The organism is Pelagerythrobacter sp. (genome assembly GCF_041912895.1).
Taxonomy (GTDB): Bacteria; Pseudomonadota; Alphaproteobacteria; order Sphingomonadales; family Sphingomonadaceae; genus Pelagerythrobacter.
Genome location: NZ_JAYSGI010000002.1, coordinates 362359 through 378065, shown reverse-complemented (window position 1 = coordinate 378065; position 15707 = coordinate 362359). Strand labels below are relative to the sequence as shown.

The 15707-nt window shown below is 67.1% G+C and carries 19 protein-coding genes; 5 read left to right on the top strand and 14 right to left on the bottom strand.

Annotated elements, in window-relative coordinates; all coding sequences use genetic code 11:
* Positions 1-14 precede the first annotated feature (14 nt).
* Positions 15-1493 (bottom strand): exodeoxyribonuclease VII large subunit, encoded by a 1479-nt coding sequence (gene xseA, locus ACE3QC_RS08875; protein ID WP_374407356.1) that lies wholly within the window; start codon positions 1491-1493, stop codon positions 15-17.
* Here xseA and purD point away from each other — a divergent pair.
* Together purD and ACE3QC_RS08865 are read left to right on the top strand one after the other, a co-directional pair.
* The gene (gene purD, locus ACE3QC_RS08870) at positions 1492-2784 is read left to right on the top strand and encodes a phosphoribosylamine--glycine ligase (protein WP_374407354.1); all 1293 of its coding nucleotides are present in this window, start codon (positions 1492-1494) and stop codon (positions 2782-2784) included. The genes xseA and purD overlap by 2 nt on opposite strands.
* Positions 2785-2927: 143 nt before the next feature.
* Complete coding sequence (locus ACE3QC_RS08865; RefSeq protein ID WP_374407352.1) at positions 2928-4643, top strand: M28 family metallopeptidase; 1716 nt, start codon at positions 2928-2930, stop codon at positions 4641-4643.
* A gap of 121 nt (positions 4644-4764) precedes the next feature.
* Here the strand turns inward: ACE3QC_RS08865 and ACE3QC_RS08860 are convergent, their stop codons facing one another.
* A complete protein-coding gene (locus ACE3QC_RS08860) occupies positions 4765-5172 on the bottom strand; it encodes a GFA family protein (protein WP_374407350.1) in 408 nt (135 codons plus the stop codon).
* A 10-nt stretch (positions 5173-5182) separates the two neighbouring features.
* Positions 5183-6178: an adenosine kinase gene (locus ACE3QC_RS08855; RefSeq protein WP_374407349.1), complete on the bottom strand. Its 996-nt coding sequence runs from the start codon at positions 6176-6178 to the stop codon at positions 5183-5185.
* A 90-nt stretch (positions 6179-6268) separates the two neighbouring features.
* Here ACE3QC_RS08855 and ACE3QC_RS08850 point away from each other — a divergent pair, with 90 nt between their 5' ends.
* From ACE3QC_RS08850 to ACE3QC_RS08840, 3 genes are all read left to right on the top strand, one after another.
* On the top strand, positions 6269-7009 hold the full coding sequence (locus ACE3QC_RS08850) for an EI24 domain-containing protein (protein WP_374407348.1): 741 nt from the start codon (positions 6269-6271) through the stop codon (positions 7007-7009).
* Positions 6999-7433, top strand: coding sequence for a hypothetical protein (locus tag ACE3QC_RS08845; RefSeq protein ID WP_374407347.1), 435 nt, complete (start codon positions 6999-7001; stop codon positions 7431-7433). Before ACE3QC_RS08850 ends, ACE3QC_RS08845 begins: the two co-directional genes overlap by 11 nt.
* An 84-nt stretch (positions 7434-7517) precedes the next feature.
* Entirely contained in the window at positions 7518-8213 is a 696-nt protein-coding gene (locus tag ACE3QC_RS08840; protein ID WP_374407346.1) for a hypothetical protein, read from the top strand.
* Positions 8214-8253: 40 nt separating this feature from the next.
* Here the strand turns inward: ACE3QC_RS08840 and ACE3QC_RS08835 are convergent, their stop codons facing one another.
* The 11 genes from ACE3QC_RS08835 to ACE3QC_RS08785 all read right to left on the bottom strand — a co-directional run bounded on the left by ACE3QC_RS08835 (position 8254) and on the right by ACE3QC_RS08785 (position 15646).
* Positions 8254-8613 (bottom strand): HesB/IscA family protein, encoded by a 360-nt coding sequence (locus ACE3QC_RS08835; protein ID WP_374407345.1) that lies wholly within the window; start codon positions 8611-8613, stop codon positions 8254-8256.
* 153 nt (positions 8614-8766) lie between these two features.
* Positions 8767-9267, bottom strand: coding sequence for an SUF system Fe-S cluster assembly protein (locus ACE3QC_RS08830; protein WP_374407343.1), 501 nt, complete (start codon positions 9265-9267; stop codon positions 8767-8769).
* Entirely contained in the window at positions 9264-10484 is a 1221-nt protein-coding gene (locus ACE3QC_RS08825) for an aminotransferase class V-fold PLP-dependent enzyme (protein WP_374407341.1), read from the bottom strand. The genes ACE3QC_RS08830 and ACE3QC_RS08825 overlap by 4 nt, the downstream gene beginning before the upstream one ends.
* A gap of 110 nt (positions 10485-10594) precedes the next feature.
* On the bottom strand, positions 10595-11341 hold the full coding sequence (locus ACE3QC_RS08820; RefSeq protein WP_374407339.1) for a SufD family Fe-S cluster assembly protein: 747 nt from the start codon (positions 11339-11341) through the stop codon (positions 10595-10597).
* Entirely contained in the window at positions 11338-11730 is a 393-nt protein-coding gene (locus tag ACE3QC_RS08815) for a hypothetical protein (RefSeq protein ID WP_374407337.1), read from the bottom strand. The genes ACE3QC_RS08820 and ACE3QC_RS08815 overlap by 4 nt, the downstream gene beginning before the upstream one ends.
* A complete protein-coding gene (gene sufC / locus ACE3QC_RS08810) occupies positions 11727-12485 on the bottom strand; it encodes a Fe-S cluster assembly ATPase SufC (RefSeq protein WP_374407335.1) in 759 nt (252 codons plus the stop codon). Before sufC ends, ACE3QC_RS08815 begins: the two co-directional genes overlap by 4 nt.
* A 1-nt stretch (position 12486) precedes the next feature.
* Positions 12487-12852, bottom strand: a complete 366-nt coding sequence (locus tag ACE3QC_RS08805; protein WP_374407333.1) for a hypothetical protein — start codon at positions 12850-12852, stop codon at positions 12487-12489.
* Positions 12849-13355, bottom strand: a complete 507-nt coding sequence (locus ACE3QC_RS08800) for an endonuclease domain-containing protein (protein WP_374407331.1) — start codon at positions 13353-13355, stop codon at positions 12849-12851. The genes ACE3QC_RS08805 and ACE3QC_RS08800 overlap by 4 nt, the downstream gene beginning before the upstream one ends.
* Entirely contained in the window at positions 13348-13746 is a 399-nt protein-coding gene (locus ACE3QC_RS08795; RefSeq protein ID WP_374407329.1) for a hypothetical protein, read from the bottom strand. Before ACE3QC_RS08795 ends, ACE3QC_RS08800 begins: the two co-directional genes overlap by 8 nt.
* Positions 13743-15239, bottom strand: coding sequence for a Fe-S cluster assembly protein SufB (gene sufB / locus ACE3QC_RS08790; protein ID WP_374407327.1), 1497 nt, complete (start codon positions 15237-15239; stop codon positions 13743-13745). Before sufB ends, ACE3QC_RS08795 begins: the two co-directional genes overlap by 4 nt.
* Positions 15236-15646 (bottom strand): SUF system Fe-S cluster assembly regulator, encoded by a 411-nt coding sequence (locus tag ACE3QC_RS08785; protein ID WP_374407325.1) that lies wholly within the window; start codon positions 15644-15646, stop codon positions 15236-15238. Before ACE3QC_RS08785 ends, sufB begins: the two co-directional genes overlap by 4 nt.
* Between the last annotated feature and the right edge of the window lie 61 nt (positions 15647-15707).

Sequence of the window (15707 nt, the reverse complement as noted above, 5' to 3'; positions counted from 1 at the left end):
GTCGCCCTAGCAAGTCAATCGGTGCCGAACAAATCGTCCTGTCGCGCATGCTGCGCGGCGGGACGTTTCGCTGCCTTGCGGGGCGGCGCTTTGACCGGCGCTGAACCGGTGGGAGCGACGGGCAGTGCGCCGTCGGCGAACTCGATCTCCAGCGCGGGCAAGGCGGCGGCGGCGGCGCGGGTGCGCACCAGCGCGCCGTCCCCATCCTTCACCAGCACGAACCCGCGCGCGAGCGGAGCCTTGGGGTTCAACGATGCGAGCAGCCGCTCCAGCCCCGCGAACCGCTCGCGCTCGCGCCCGAGCCGCGCGGTGGCGAGCAGCGGGGTCATCCGCACCGCGCCGAGCCGGTCACGCGCGCGGTCGATCCGGTGGCGCAGCGTCGCGGGCGACAGTCGCGCGACGTCCGCCTGCAGCCGCTCGCGCGCATGGGCCGCGCGGTCCTTCAACCCGCGCCGCAACCGTTCCGCCAGTTCGTCGAGCTTCTGCGCCTGCGGCTGGAGCAACGCCTCGGGCCTCGGCAGCCGCTGCGCCCGCGCCTCCAGCCGCTCGCGCCCAAGCTGCACCGGGCGCAGGATCGCGCGGCGCTTCCTCGCGCCGAAATCGCCGAGCGTCGCGGCAAGCTCGCCGCGCACCGGCACCGCGATCTCGGCGGCGGCGGTGGGTGTCGGCGCGCGCATGTCGGCGGCATGGTCGGCGAGCGTGGTGTCGGTCTCGTGCCCCACCGCGCTGATCGTGGGGATCGGCGATTCGGCGAGCGCGCGGACGACGATCTCCTCGTTGAAGCTCCACAAGTCCTCGATCGAACCGCCCCCCCGCGCGACGATCAGCAGGTCGGGCCGTGGCACCGGCCCCGCCGGATCGAGCGCCCCGAAACCGCGCACCGCCGCGGCGACCTGTTCCGCCGCGCCCTGCCCCTGCACCAGCACTGGCCAGACGACGACGTGGCTGGGGAAGCGGTCGGCCAGCCGGTGGAGGATGTCGCGGATCACCGCGCCGGTCGGGCTGGTCACCACGCCGATCGTGCGCGGCAGGAACGGCAGCGCGCGCTTGCGCTCGGGCGCGAACAGCCCCTCCGCCGCGAGCCGCGCGCACGTTTTCTCCAGCAGCGCGAGCAGCGCGCCCTCGCCCGCGATCTCGAGGCTGTCGATCACGATCTGGTATTTCGAGCGGCCCGGATAGGTCGTCAGCTTGCCGCTCGCGATCACCTCGATCCCGTCCTCGGGCACGAAGTTCAGCTGCTGCGCGGTGCCGCGCCACATCACCCCGTCGATCACCGCGCGCTCGTCCTTCAGCGCGCAGTAGAGATGGCCCGACGCGGCGCGCTTGACCCCCGACAGCTCGCCGCGCAGCCGCACGAAGCCGAAGCGGTCCTCCACCGTGCGCTTCAGGAGGTTGGAAACCTCGGTGATCGACAGCGGCTCGGCGTTGTCCCCCCGGCGCTGGCGCGCTACCAGCCCGCCATTCCCGGAATCGTCGAAATCTGGAGCGGCCATGAACATCCTTCTGCTGGGCTCGGGCGGGCGCGAACATGCGCTGGCGTGGAAGCTGGCGCAATCCCGCCTGCTGTCGCGAACCGAGGATAGGTTCTACGCCGCGCCGGGCAACCCCGGCATCGCCGAACATGCCGAGTGTGTGACACTCGATGCCGCCGACCACGCCGCGGTGATCGCCTTCTGCGAGGAGCATCGCATCGGCCTCGTCGTGGTGGGGCCGGAAGCGCCGCTGGTCGACGGGCTCGCCGATTCGCTACGGGCGGAGGGCATCGCGGTGTTCGGCCCCTCGAAGGCCGCCGCGCAGCTGGAGGGCAGCAAGGGCTTCACCAAGGACCTGTGCGAGCGCGCGGGCATTCCCACCGCCGGATATGTACGCACTCGCTCGCTCGACGAGGCTAAGGCCGCGCTCGATCGCTTCGCCGCGCCTTACGTGCTCAAGGCCGACGGGCTCGCGGCGGGCAAGGGCGTGGTGATCGCCCCGACCCGCGCTGAGGCCGAGGAAGCCCTCGCCGACATGTTCGATGGCCGCTTCGGCGCGGCGGGCGCCGAAGTGGTGATCGAGGAATTCATGGAGGGCGAGGAAGCGAGCTTCTTCGCGCTCACCGACGGGGCGACGATCCTCTCCTTCGGCACCGCGCAGGATCACAAGCGCGTGGGCGACGGCGACACCGGCCCCAACACCGGCGGCATGGGCGCCTACAGCCCGGCGAAAGTGCTCACCCCCACGCTCCACGGCGAGGTACTGGAAAGGATCATCGCCCCCACCGTGCGCACGCTGGCGGACGAGGGCACGCCCTATTCGGGCGTGCTGTTCGCCGGGCTGATGCTGACCGAGACGGGGCCGAAGCTGATCGAATACAACGCCCGCTTCGGCGATCCCGAATGTCAGGTGCTGATGATGCGGCTGGAAAGCGACCTCGGCGACCTGATGCTCGCCTGCGCCAAAAACCGCCTCGGCACCTGCGACCCGGTCAGGCGCTCGCCGCAGACCGCGCTGACCGTGGTAATGGCCGCGAACGGCTATCCCGGCACGCCCGAGAAAGGCGGCGCAATCGCGCTGGGGGATGCGGAGGCGAACGGAGCGAAGGTCTTCCACGCCGGCACGAAACTGGACGGCGCAACGCTGGTGGCCAACGGCGGACGCGTGCTCAACGTCACCGCTTGTGGTGCGAACGTGACCGAAGCACAGGCGGCGGCCTACAAGGCGGTCGAGGCGATCGACTTCCCGAGCGGCTTCTGCCGCCGCGATATCGGCTGGCGCGAGGTGGAGCGGGAACGCAAGGGCGACTGAGCCCAACTTCCGCCGCCGCCGATCGTCCCGCCGTCGTCAGATGAACCAACCGGCAGCTAACGCCCCGTATTGCGGACATTGCTGCATTGACACTTCCTTTGCACGATGGACATTATTCGACGAAGTCTGGGAAAGGTCGCTTCGTGGGATTTTGGAACCACATCGGCAGTTTAGGTAAAATCGTTGGGCTGCTGGCAGGAGCTTTTGCCAGCCTTGGAACGGTTGCAGCCGCTCAATCTCAGACCGCACAATCTAAAGACAGCACCCTGATCAAGGCTGATGCTGAAACGATCGAGGCAGACGTACGCTTTTTGGCCGACGACCTGCTCGAAGGCCGCGAAGCAGGGACGCGGGCGGACAGGCTGGCACAGCACTACCTCGTCGCGCGCTATAGAATGATCGGTCTCCAGCCGGCGGGCGATGACGGAACCTACCTGCAGAAGTTCGGCATGCGAATGACGCAACTTGAGCCCGGTTCCGCTTCGATCCGATTTAGCGGCCAGAGGAAAGATCGCTTCGAGAACGGTGACGATGTTGCGCTATTCGGCCATCCTGTCGAAGCCGATCAGCAGGTCGACGCGGAGATGGTTTTCGCTGGGTACGGCATAGTATCCGATCGCCAAGGACTGAACGACTACGAGGGGCTGGATGTCGATGGGCGCATCGTCGTCCTGCTCGGAGGGCCGCCAGCGTTTCTGCCCGCTACGGATGCCGCCCATCTCGCCTCGGCGCGCGAACAACAGTCTCAGGCAGCCCGGCGAGGTGCGACCGGCGTAATGTATCTTTGGACGCCTGCGCTGGAACAACGGTATCCATTTGCATTGATGAACGACCAGATCGGTCGGCGGGACATGGTCTGGCTTGATGAGGAAGGCCGGCCGGCCACTGTCAATCCGTTGATCCGCGTAACCGGGTTCCTGCACGGAGCAGCCGTCGAAGCCGCACTGGCCGGGACTTCGTCGCATTTTGGCGACTTGGTGGAACAAGCACAGGTCCGTTCGCCCGATGGCTTTCCGCTAAAAGCACGAATATCGGTCTCCCGGCGCTCCACTCATGACGATACGCTGACATCCGCAAATGTCGCCGGTTTCCTGGAGGGCAGCGATCCTGAGTTGCGCGAGGAGATAATTGTCCTCACCGCGCATTTCGACCATGTCGGTATCGGGCGCGCTTACGACGGTGACGCAATCTACAACGGCGCCCTCGACAATGCGGTCGGTACGGCAATGCTGCTCGATGTTGCAACGCTTCTAGCCTCGTCTGAAAGTCGCCCCAGACGCTCCATTCTTTTTCTGGCTGTTGGAGCCGAGGAGAAGGGCATTCTCGGTTCTGACTATTTTGCTGCACATATGGCCGAAGCAGGCGGAAAGATCGTCGCCAACGTCAATCTGGACGGCGCCTTTCCCTTCTACGATTTCAGAGATGTGATCGCCTTTGGTGCGGAGCAATCCGATATAATCGATCATCTTACCGCCGCCACCGCGGAACTCAGCCTGACCGTGGCTCCCGATCCATTTCCCGAGGAAAGCATCTTCACACGATCGGATCAGTACTCGTTCATGCCCCGGGGTATCCCCGGAGTATTTCTCTACAATGGCTTCACGGACATGGCGGGTGACAATGTCGGGCGAGCGGTTTGGGACGACCTGATGGCCAGGGTCGTGCATCTCCCGACTGACGATTTGATGCAACCGATCGACTGGGATGTCTTGGCCAAGTTTTCTGATGTTTTCCGTCGCCTCGCGCTTCGCCTTGGCAACGCCGATACCAGGCCGCAATGGCGACAGGAGAGCATGTTCGCCAATGACCCCAGGGCGCCACTCTCCGAAGGCAGCACCGGCGAGAGTGCCGCAGATTAGCGAGGCAAGTGTTTCGTTGCTGACCTGATTCCGCTGGCTGTCCGACAAAAACCAATGGCAGGCGTTCCACGTCCCATTTCATTCCGCCATTGATCCAGTTGAACTGGAGCTTCTTCCAATATCACTCAAAAACTCGCGCCTCCCGCACGAACCCAAACTCCCCCTCGCCCGACCACGCGCGGCCATCGGGGTAGCGTAATTCGACGCCCGCGAGGTCGGCTTCGTCGGCCAGCCGGGTGTTCACGCCCATCATCGTGTTGCCGAAGCGCGCGACGGTGCTTTCGGTCAGCACGAAATGGGTCGTCACGCCGCAGGCCGGGCAGAAGCGGATTTCGGCACCCGGATCGGGCCGGTCGGTGCGGCGATAGCCGTGCGTTTCGCCCGCCACCGAAACTTCGCCGGGGTCGGGATAGGCCCAGCGCGCACCGGTCTTGCTGCACAGCGAGCAATTGCACTCGTGGACGAAATCGGGCCGACGCGCGAGCTCGAGGCGGACCGCGCCACAGTGGCAGGAAAGCTTCAGCGCCACACTCCAGCCCTCACCCCAGCTTCGCGTCCATCACCTTGCGCAAGTCCGCCTCGGGCCGCGCGCCGTAGTGCGAGATGATCTCGCACGCAGCGATCGCGCCGCGGCGCAGGCAGGTCTCGAGCGGTTCGTCGCGGACGTAGCCGTAGAGGAAGCCCGCGGCGAACAGGTCGCCCGCGCCGGTGGTGTCGACGACCTTGTCGATCGGCTCGGCGGGCACCTCGGCGCGCTCGCCTCCGTGCACCGCCACCGCGCCCTCCGCGCTGCGGGTGACGACGAGCGTGGGCACCTTGCCGTCCAGCGCCGCGATCCCGGCCTCGAAATCGTTCGTGCCGGTCAGCGCCTCCAGCTCGTGGTGGTTGGCGAACAGGATGTCGATCAGCCCGTCCTCGATCAGCGCCCGGAAATCGTCGCCGTGGCGGTCGATCACGAACACCTCGCTGAGTGTGAAGGCGACCTTGCGGCCCGCCGCGCGCGCCGCCTCGATCGCCCGGCGCATCGCCGCGCGCGGCTCTTCCGGGTCCCACAGATAGCCTTCGAGGTAAAGGATCTTCGCCGCCGCGACCGCTTCGGCGTCGAGCGTTTCGGGCGGCAGGAACTGGCTCGCGCCAAGGAAGGTGTTCATCGTGCGCTGCGCATCGGGGGTGACGAAGATCAGGCAGCGCGCGGTGGGCGGATCATCGGCGCGGACGGGCGTTTCGAAATCGATCCCGACCGCGCGGATGTCGTGCGCGAACACTTCGCCGAGCTGGTCGTCCGCAACCTGCCCGATGAAGGCGCACTTCGCGCCCAGCGCCGAAAGCCCCGCCAGCGTGTTCGCCGCCGATCCACCCGAAATCTCCCGCGCCGAGCCCATCGCGGCATAGAGTTCCTCGGCCCGCGCGGTATCGACCAGCGTCATCCCGCCCTTGGCGAGCCCCAGTTCCGCGATCCGCGCATCCTCGCACGGGGCCATCACATCGACGATGGCGTTGCCGATGGCGATTACGTCGTAACGGGGTTCGGGCACTCGAAAATCCTCGCGAAGCAAAACGGTTGGCGCGCGCCTAGCCGCTCGCACACCACCCGCCAAGGCCTTGCGCCGAGGGATTGTGTTGACTTGCGCCATCGTGCCGCCCCATTCGGGCAGGCGATGCTCTCGCTCCCCGCCGCCCTCGGCCGTGCCGCCGGCCAGTTGACCGATCCGGCAGTGTTGCGCGTGCTGGCCAAGTCGATCGTGCTGACGCTGGCGGTGTTCATCGCGGTCGGCGTCGCGGCGGGCTTCGGCGTCGACGCGCTGTTCGACCGGTGGGAGCTTGCCGGCGGCGGCAGCGCTGGCGCGCTCGCGGGCCTGTTGCTGACGGTGGTCGGCGGCTGGCTGCTGTTCCGCATCGTGGCGCTGGCGGTGCTGCAGCTCTTCGCCGACGAGGTGGTCCGCGCGGTCGAGGCGAAGCACTATCCGCAAGCGCTCGCCACCGCCCGCGACGTGCCGTGGCGCGAGGAGCTGGCGACCGGCGCCCGCTCGACCGTGCGCGCGCTGCTCGTCAACGCGGTGGCGCTGATCCTCGCCATACCGCTGCTGTTCACCGCGATCGGCCCGGCGGTGCTGCTGTGGGCGGTCAACGCCTGGCTGCTCGGGCGCGAGTTGCAGGAGCTTGCCTGGGCGCGCCACCGGCACGCGGCGGGCGACGATCCGTCGATCTCCGGGCCGCCACTATCGGGGCCGACGCGGTTCCTGCTCGGCGGCACCATCGCCGGGCTGCTCGCGGTGCCCTTCGTCAACCTGCTCGCCCCCGTGCTCGGCGCGGCGGCGGCGGTCCATCTCGTCCATCGCCGCAAGGAAGCATCCGTTGCAGAATAGACTTCTCGCCTTCGCCCTCATCCCCCTGCTCGGCGCCTGCGCCTCCACCATTCCGCAATCGCGCCCGCCCGCGAGCGGAACGCAGGCTCCCGGCACCATCACCGCGCCGCCGCCGACGCGCCCCGCACCGCCGCCCACGACCGGGGCTTTTCGGGCACCGCAGGTGATGAACATGCCGGGGCTCGAAGGAGTCATCGGGTCCGATCTGGAGGATCTGGAGCGCACGTTCGGCACCGCGCGGCTCAACGTGTGGGAGGGCGACGCGCGCAAGCTGCAGTTCTCCGGCGAGGCCTGCGTGCTCGACGTCTATCTCTACCCGCTGCGGCAGGGGGCGGAGCCGACCGCGACCTATGTCGACGCGCGGCGCGCCTCCGACGGGATCGACGTCGACCGCGCGGCCTGCGTTGCGGCATTGCGGCGCTGACGGGCGGCAGGCCGAGCGCGGGCGTAACCCCCTCTTAACCATTCGCGGCGGAAAATCAGCCCACCTTGCGAAAGGGCCAATCCGATGAGCATTCAGTTCGCCGATCTCGCGCGCTCCGCCGCCGCCGCGGGTGACGTTTCGCCGCCCACCTTGCTGGCCATGCAGCAACTCGGCTGGCGCGACGGCACGATCGACCGCCACGAGGCCGAGACGCTGTTCGCGCTCAACCGCGCGCTGGTGCAGCCGAGCGGCGAATGGACCGATTTCTTCGTCGATGCGCTGTGCGAATTCGTGCTCAATCACGGCGAGCCTGTCGACGCCTGCGACGAGAGCGAGGCGCGCTGGCTGATCGGCGCGATCGACAGCGGCGGGCAGCCGGTGACGATGGCCGAACTCGAACTGCTCGTGCGCGTGATCGAACGCGGCCGCGCGGTGCCGGGCAGCTTGCGGCTCTACGCGCTGCAGCAGATCGAGGCCGCGGTGTTGCGGGATACGGGCCCGACCCGGGTGGGCAGCGACGACGCGGCCCGCCACGTCACCGGCGCAGAATGCCGCCTGATGCGCCGCATCCTGTTCGCGAGTGGCGGGCGCATGCCGGTCGCGATCATCCCGTCGGAAGCCGAGACGCTGATCGCCATCGAACGCGCGACCCGCGCCGGCGACAATTCGGATGAATGGGGCCAGCTGATGTCCGACGCGGCCGAGAGCCTGCTCGGGCGAAAGCTGGCGAGTGGTGAAAGCCCGGAAAGCGCGCTGCGCGAAGCTCTCGCGGCAGACTGATCAGTCGAATTCGAGCGGCAACGGTGTCGCCGAGACGCACTTACACCATAAAGCTTTCGCCGCAGCCGCATGCGCCCTTGGCGTTGGGGTTGGTGAATACGAAACCGGCAGTGAAATCGTCCTCCACCCAGTCCATCGTGCTGCCCACGAGGTAGAGCACGCTGGCGCCGTCGATGTAGAACGTGCCGCCCGGGGTCGCGATCTTCTCGTCGAATCCCTGTTCCTCGCTGACGTAGTCGACCGAGTAGGCGAGGCCCGAGCATCCCCGGCGCGGGGTGGAAAGCTTCACCCCGATCGCGCCGTCGGGCGCGTTCGCCATCAGGTCGGCGACGCGCTGCTCGGCGGTGGCCGTGAGCGTGACGGCGGCCTTGGGGGCGGGACGGGTTATCGTTTCGGTCATGGACGTTTCCTAGGCGATGCCGAGATTGGTCATATCGTGGAGCGAGAATGGTGCCGCACGAGAACCGGAGCGCAGCGGACTTCCGGTCCGTGAGCACCGGAAGCGCAGGGCGGTGCCGTTCGCAGCCCGCGAGATGGCCGATCTCGGCATCGCCTACAGCATTCCCAGTTCGAGGCGTGCTTCATCGGTCATCTTCTCGGGCCCCCACGGCGGGTCCCACACGAGGTTGACCTCGGCATCGCGCACACCGGGCACGCTGGCGGCGCGCAGTTCGACCTCGCCCGGCATCGTCTCGGCGACGGGGCAGTGCGGAGTGGTGAGCGTCATGGTTACGACCACGCCGCCTTCGCCATCGACTTCGACCCCGTAGATCAGCCCGAGATCGTAGATATTCACCGGAATTTCGGGATCGTAGATTTCCTTCAGCGCGGCGACGACCGCCTCGTAGATCTCGCCGCCCGGCTCGCCTGCGGGCACGTTCTCGGGCTTCTTCTGCAGGAAGCCTTCGAGATAGTCGCGCTTGCGCGCCATCGTCTCGCGCGGAGCCTCTTCCACCGCATCGTCCACTCTGGCGCGCGGCGGCTTCTCGACCGCCTCGTAGGGCGTCGGCGCGGCGACGTAGTCGCGTTTCTTCGTTTCGCTCGCTTCGGTCATCCGAAGATCCTCCTGGTGCGGTCGATCCCGCGTAGCAGCGCCGCGACGTCGCTTTCGCCTGAATAGAGGCCGAAGCTCGCCCGCGCGGTGGCGGGAACGCCGAGGTGTGCCATCAGCGGCTGCGCGCAGTGATGCCCGGCGCGGATGGCGACGTGTTCCTCGTCCAATATGGTGCCAAGATCGTGCGGGTGAACCCCGTCGATCGCGAAACTGACGATTCCCGCGCTGTCGGCCGGGCCGAACAGCGTGACGTCGTTCATGCCGTGCAACGCCTCGCGCAGATGGCCGACGAGCGCGCATTCGTGCGCGTGGATCGCCGCCAGCCCGAACCGCTCGACATATTCGCACGCGGCGGCGAAGCCGATCGCCTCGACGATCGCCGGGGTGCCCGCCTCGAACCGCTGCGGCGGCGGGGCGTAGGTAGTGTTCTCGAACGTCACCTTCTCGATCATCGAGCCGCCGCCCTGCCACGGCGGCATCGCATCGAGCAGTTCGGCCCGGCCCCACAGCGCGCCGATCCCGGTCGGGCCGTAGAGCTTGTGCGCGCTGAAGGCGTAGAAATCGCAGCCGATCTTGTTCACGTCGACCGGCAGGCGCGGCACCGCCTGGCACCCGTCGAGCAGAAGCTTCGCGCCGACCGAATGCGCCAGTTCGGCGGCGCGGTGTGCATCCAGCACCGAACCGAGCACGTTCGAAACGTGCGCGAAGGCGACCATCGTGTGTTCGCGCGTCAGCATCGCCTCGGCCGCGTCGAGGTCGATCCTGCCGTCATGGGTCAGCGGGCAGACGTCGACCTGCCATCCGGCCAGTTGCCATGGCACGATGTTCGAATGATGCTCCAGCGTGGAGAGCAGCACGCGGCCCTTTTTCGGGTAGCCGTAGGCGACGAGGTTGATCGCCTCGGTCGCGCCGCGGGTGAAGACCAGCTCCTCCTCGCGCCCGCCAACAAACGCCGCAACCCGGCGGCGTGCCGCCTCGTAGCCGAGCGTCATCTCGGCGGAGCGGGTGTACACCCCGCGATGCACGGTGGCGTAGTCGGCCCCGATCGCGCGCGACACGGCGTCGATCACCGCCTGCGGCTTCTGCGCGGTGGCGGCGGTGTCGAGGTAATGCCATGGTTCGCCATCGGCCGTGACGAGGCCGGGGAAGTCGCTCCTCGCATCCTCCCCGGCACGGGGAGGGGGACCGCTCGACGCAGTCGAGGGGTGGAGGGGCACCTCGCCCGGCTCCGAACGATCGAGGTCGTGAACAGCTGCACCTGCCCCTCCACCACCACCTTCGGCGGCGGTCCCCCTCCCCGTTCCGGGGAGGATCTGGTCATCAACGCTCACAGGTGCTTGTCCAGCTTGGCTAGCGCCACGCCCATCAGCTGCTCGCGCGTCGCCTCGTCGCCCAATGCCACGAAGGCATCGCCGATGAAGGCCTGGACGAGCAGCCGCCGCGAGGCTTCGGGCGAGAGGCCGCGCGCGGCCATGTAGAAGCGCGCCGCCTCGTCCATCTGGCCCACGCTGGCGCCGTGCGCGCACTTCACGTCGTCGGCGTAGATCTCGAGCTGGGGCACGGCGTTCACGCTCGCGCCCTTTTCCAGCAACAGGCCCTTGAAGCTCTGCGCCGCGTCGGTCTTCTGCGCGTCCTTCACCACGTCGATATTGCCGAGGAAGTTGCCGGTGCCCTGCCCCCAGTGGACCGAGCGGACGACCTGGTTGCTCGTCGCTTCCGGCTCGGCATGGACCACGCGGGTGACGAATTCGCGCACCGTGTCGCGCCCGCCCAGCGTGACGCCGCCGAATTCGAAGTGGCTCCCGCGCGCGGAGGTGACCTCGACTTCGATCCGCCCGAGCAGCCCGGCGGCGATCACCGCGAACAGCTCGCACCGCGCACCTTCGCCCAGCGTCACGCGCAGGCGGTGGAGGTGGGTCGTGTCGCCATCCTCGATCGTCAGGCATTCGCGGAACGTCTCGCCGGCGGGCACCGCGATCTCGCGCCAGGCGTCGAGGTCCGCGCCGTCGAGCCGCTCGACCGCCGAATAGCGCCAGGCCTCGTCCTTGCGGGTGGGAAGCGTCGCGGTGCTCACGACGCCCCCCTTTCCGCCGTCAGCCGGGCGACGGCGTCGGCCTGGTACTTGTCCATGCACGGCTTGGCCGGAGCCATCAGGCGGTCGAACGCGCGCGCCCGTTCGCCAGAAGCCATCGCCGAGGCGAGCAGCGCGTCGAGCTCGTCCTGCGAATCGCGCGCGCAGGTGAGCATCGCGCCGCAGCGGATCGCGTCGAGCCGGCGGTCGCCGGTGCTCGTGCGCGTGCGGCAGACGAGGCGGCCGTCGGCGCGCGCGACGCTGCCCTTCCACGTCTTGAGCTTGGCGGCGATGGCCGCGCCGTCCTGCGGCGCGGGAGCAACGGGCGCGGGCACGGTCTGCGCCTGCGCCGCGCCTGCCGCGAATGCGAGAAGGAGCGCGAGCCGCTTCATGCCGCGACCTCCTCGTACCCCTCGGCCTCGAGCCGCTGGGCGAGTTCGGGGCCGCCGGTGGTGACGATCCGCCCGCGCGCAAGGATGTGCACCTTGTCCGGCTTCACGTAGTCGAGCAGGCGCTGGTAGTGGGTGATGAGCAGCACGCCCTTGCCGGGGGCACGCATGATCGCTTCGATCCCCTCGCCGACCACGCGCAGCGCATCGATGTCGAGCCCGGAATCGGTTTCGTCGAGCACCGCGAAGGCGGGGTCGAGGATGCCCATCTGAACCATCTCGGCGCGCTTCTTCTCGCCGCCCGAGAAGCCGACGTTCACGTTGCGCTTGAGCATGTCCATGTCGAGCTTGAGCAGGCCCGCCTTGTCCTTCGCCAGCTTGAGGAACTCGCCGCCCGAGAGCGGCTCCTCCCCGCGCGCCTTGCGCTGCGCGTTCAGGGCTTCGCGCAGGAACTGGACGTTCGAGACGCCGGGAATTTCGACCGGGTACTGGAAACCGAGGAACAGCCCGGCGGCGGCGCGCTCGTGGGGTTCGAGCGACAACAAGTTGAGTTTTTGTCCCTTTGGCCCAATGAACTCCACCGAGCCCGCGGTCACCTCGTAGCCCGGCCGTCCGCCGAGCACGTAGGCGAGCGTGGACTTGCCCGCGCCGTTGGGGCCCATGATCGCGTGCACCTCGCCCGCGTTCACTTCGAGCGTGAGCCCGTCGAGGATTTTCTTGCCGTCGATTTCGGCGTGGAGATTGTCGATTTTCAACATGTTACTGGGTCAGTCCGGTATAGTTTGCGATCGCGAAGGCGACCTCGTCGTCGAGGCGGCGTTCGGCGGCTTCGTGCGCGGCGTGGCGTTCGACCTCCTGCGCTTCGGTGAGTCTGGCCTCGGGCAGGCCGTAGCGCGCGTCGATCTCCGCCAGCCGCAAGTCGCGCACGCGGTGGATCTGCGGCGCACAGAGCGAACGCAGTGCAACGATCGCGGCGCGCAGGCCCGTGCGCGGCGCGCCGGGGGCGCCGGTCGAAAGACACCCCTCCATGCGCTTCATCGCCTGTTCGTGGGTGAGCGCCTCGGGTGCGGCGGATAGCGGCGTGGCGAGCGCGAGGGTCGAAAGAATGACGAGCGTGCGGGTCATGGCCGCTCCCTGCCGCCGCGCGGCGCGCTGCTGCGCTGGTGTTCGCGCCGCGCGGCCTGCTTGTCGCCGATGCGCAGGCGCATGCCGGCGGTGATGCGCGCGAGCACATCGTCCATGTTCTCGAGGATATCGGCGGCCTTGATCCGCATCACGCGGATGCCGACCGATTCGAGGCTCTTGTCGCGGCGTTTCGCCAGCGCGTCGTCCTGCCCTTCTTCGTCGATGGAAATCGCCATGCCGAGGTTGTGGCAGTTGAAATCGACGATCGCACTGCCGACCACCGCGTGGCGGGTGAACTTGTAGCGCCCGAGATCGGCCTTGGCGAAACGCGCCGCGAGCGCCTTGTGCGCCTCCGACGAATGCCGCCGCATGTCGCGCGCCCGCTCGTGCAGCGCATCGAGCCGCTTGTCCGAAATCTTCCACCCGCGCCCCTTCTTCTGGAGAGCAGGGGCTTCGGTGGTGTCCGACGGATCGCGGAGTTGGAGGGTTTTGCGGTCAGTCATCCGGATTTCCCTGATGAGTTGCACCGTCGATCGCAATCTGAAGTTCGGCGTTTGATCTTCTAGATAGTATTTCGAACTCCGCTCTTCGACCTTCAAAGTGTGTTTGCGCCTCGATCAACTTCGCGTTCAGCCGTTTAGCCTCCCCCTTGGCTTCGTAGTCGTCAAGGTCGTCCCAGTCTCCTAGGTCACGGTTGCCAAGCGACGCAGTCGAAATCCAAAAGTCGTAAGAGGTTTTGACATATTTTTTCAGGCTTGGGAGCGAGTGGCAGTCAATGCCGTTGTCGGTTGCCTCGCTCCAAATCTTGACTGCGTCATCGTTGATCGCGAGGTATTGCTTGGCAAGCGCTCGAAATCCGGCAGCGGTCGCTTCCACGTCTTTCTTAAGAGTCATCCCACGCTCCCCTCGAGCGAAATCGCCAGCAGCTTCTGCGCCTCGACCGCGAATTCCATCGGCAGTTCCTTCAGCACCTCGCGCGCGAAACCGTTGACGATCAGGGCTACGGCCTGCTCCTCGTCCAGCCCGCGCTGCATGGCGTAGAACAGCTGGTCGTCCGAAATCTTGCTGGTGGTCGCCTCGTGCTCGATCTGGGCCGAGGGGTTCTTCACCTCGATATAGGGCACGGTGTGCGCGCCGCACTTGTCACCGAGCAGCAGCGAATCGCACTGGGTGAAGTTGCGCACGTTGTCGGCATTGGGCCCGACGCGAACGAGGCCGCGGTAGGTGTTGCTGCTCTTGCCCGCCGAAATGCCCTTCGAGATGATCGTCGAGCGGCTGCCCCGCCCGTTGTGGATCATCTTGGTGCCGGTGTCGGCCTGCTGGTAATTGTTGGTCACCGCGACCGAGTAGAACTCGCCCACGCTGTCCTCGCCGTTCAAGACGCAGCTTGGATACTTCCAGGTGACGGCGCTGCCGGTCTCGACCTGGGTCCATGAAATCTTGCTGCGCGCGCCCTGGCACAGCCCGCGCTTGGTGACGAAGTTGTAGATCCCGCCCTTGCCCTCGGCGTTGCCGGGGTACCAGTTCTGCACGGTCGAATACTTGATCTCGGCATCTTCCAGCGCGACCAGTTCCACCACCGCGGCGTGGAGCTGGTTCTCGTCGCGCATCGGCGCGGTGCAGCCTTCGAGGTAGCTGACGTAAGCGCCCTTTTCCGCGACGATCAGGGTGCGTTCGAACTGGCCGGTGTTCTCGGCGTTGATGCGGAAATAGGTGCTGAGTTCCATCGGGCAGCGCACGCCTTCGGGCACGTAGACGAACGTGCCGTCAGAGAAGACCGCGCTGTTCAATGTGGCGAAGTAGTTGTCGCGCTGCGGCACAACCTTGCCGAGCCATGTCTTCACCAGCTCGGGATATTCGCGGATCGCCTCCGAAATCGAGAGAAAGATCACGCCCGCCTTCTTCAGTTCCTCGCGGAAGGTGGTGGCGACCGAAACGCTGTCGAACACCGCGTCGACCGCGACCTTGCGCGCGCCTTCGACCCCGGCAAGCACTTCCTGCTCGCCGATCGGAATGCCGAGCTTGTCGTAGACCGCCTTGATCTCGGGATCGAGCTCGTCGAGCGATTCGAGCTTCGGCTTGGCCTTGGGCTCGGCGTAGTAATAGGCGTCCTGATAGTCGATCGGCGGATAGCCGACCTTGGCCCAGTCGGGCTCGGCCATGTCCTGCCACAACCGGAAGGCCTTGAGCCGCCATTCGAGCATCCATTCGGGCTCGCGCTTCTTGGCGGAGATGAAGCGAACGGTATCCTCGTTCAGCCCCTTGGGCGCGAACTCGGTGTCGATGTCCGAATGCCAGCCGAACTCGTACTCGGCCGCCTTCGCGGCGGCCTCGCGCGCTTCGGCGTCGATCACGTGCTTGGCCTGAATGTCGACCTGTTCGTTCATGCAACTTCCTTCGCACCCGCGAGCTGCGTCAGCGGAATTCCCGCCAGCGCGCCGCGCAGCGCCTGATTCACCATCGGCCAATGCGGCTTGACCGAACAACCGGCCTCGTAACAACAATCCTGCGTTTCGACGCACTGGGTCAGCGCGATCGGGCCTTCGACCGCCTCCACGATATCGGCCAGCGTGATCGCCGCCGCCGGACGCGCGAGTTGCAAGCCGCCGCCCGCGCCGCGCACCGAGCGCAGAAGGCCTGCTGCGGCGAGCTTGCTGACGAGTTTCTGCACCGTCGGCACCGGCAGGCCGGTTTCCGCCGCCAGCTCCGCCGCGCTGGTGCGCACACCGCCGCAATGGCGCGCGGCGGCGCTCATAGTGACGACGGCATAGTCGGCGAGGTTGGACAGGCGCATAGCTTAATCGGACCGTTTCGTTCCGATTTGCACCTATGCACCGAAACGGCGGTTTTCAACG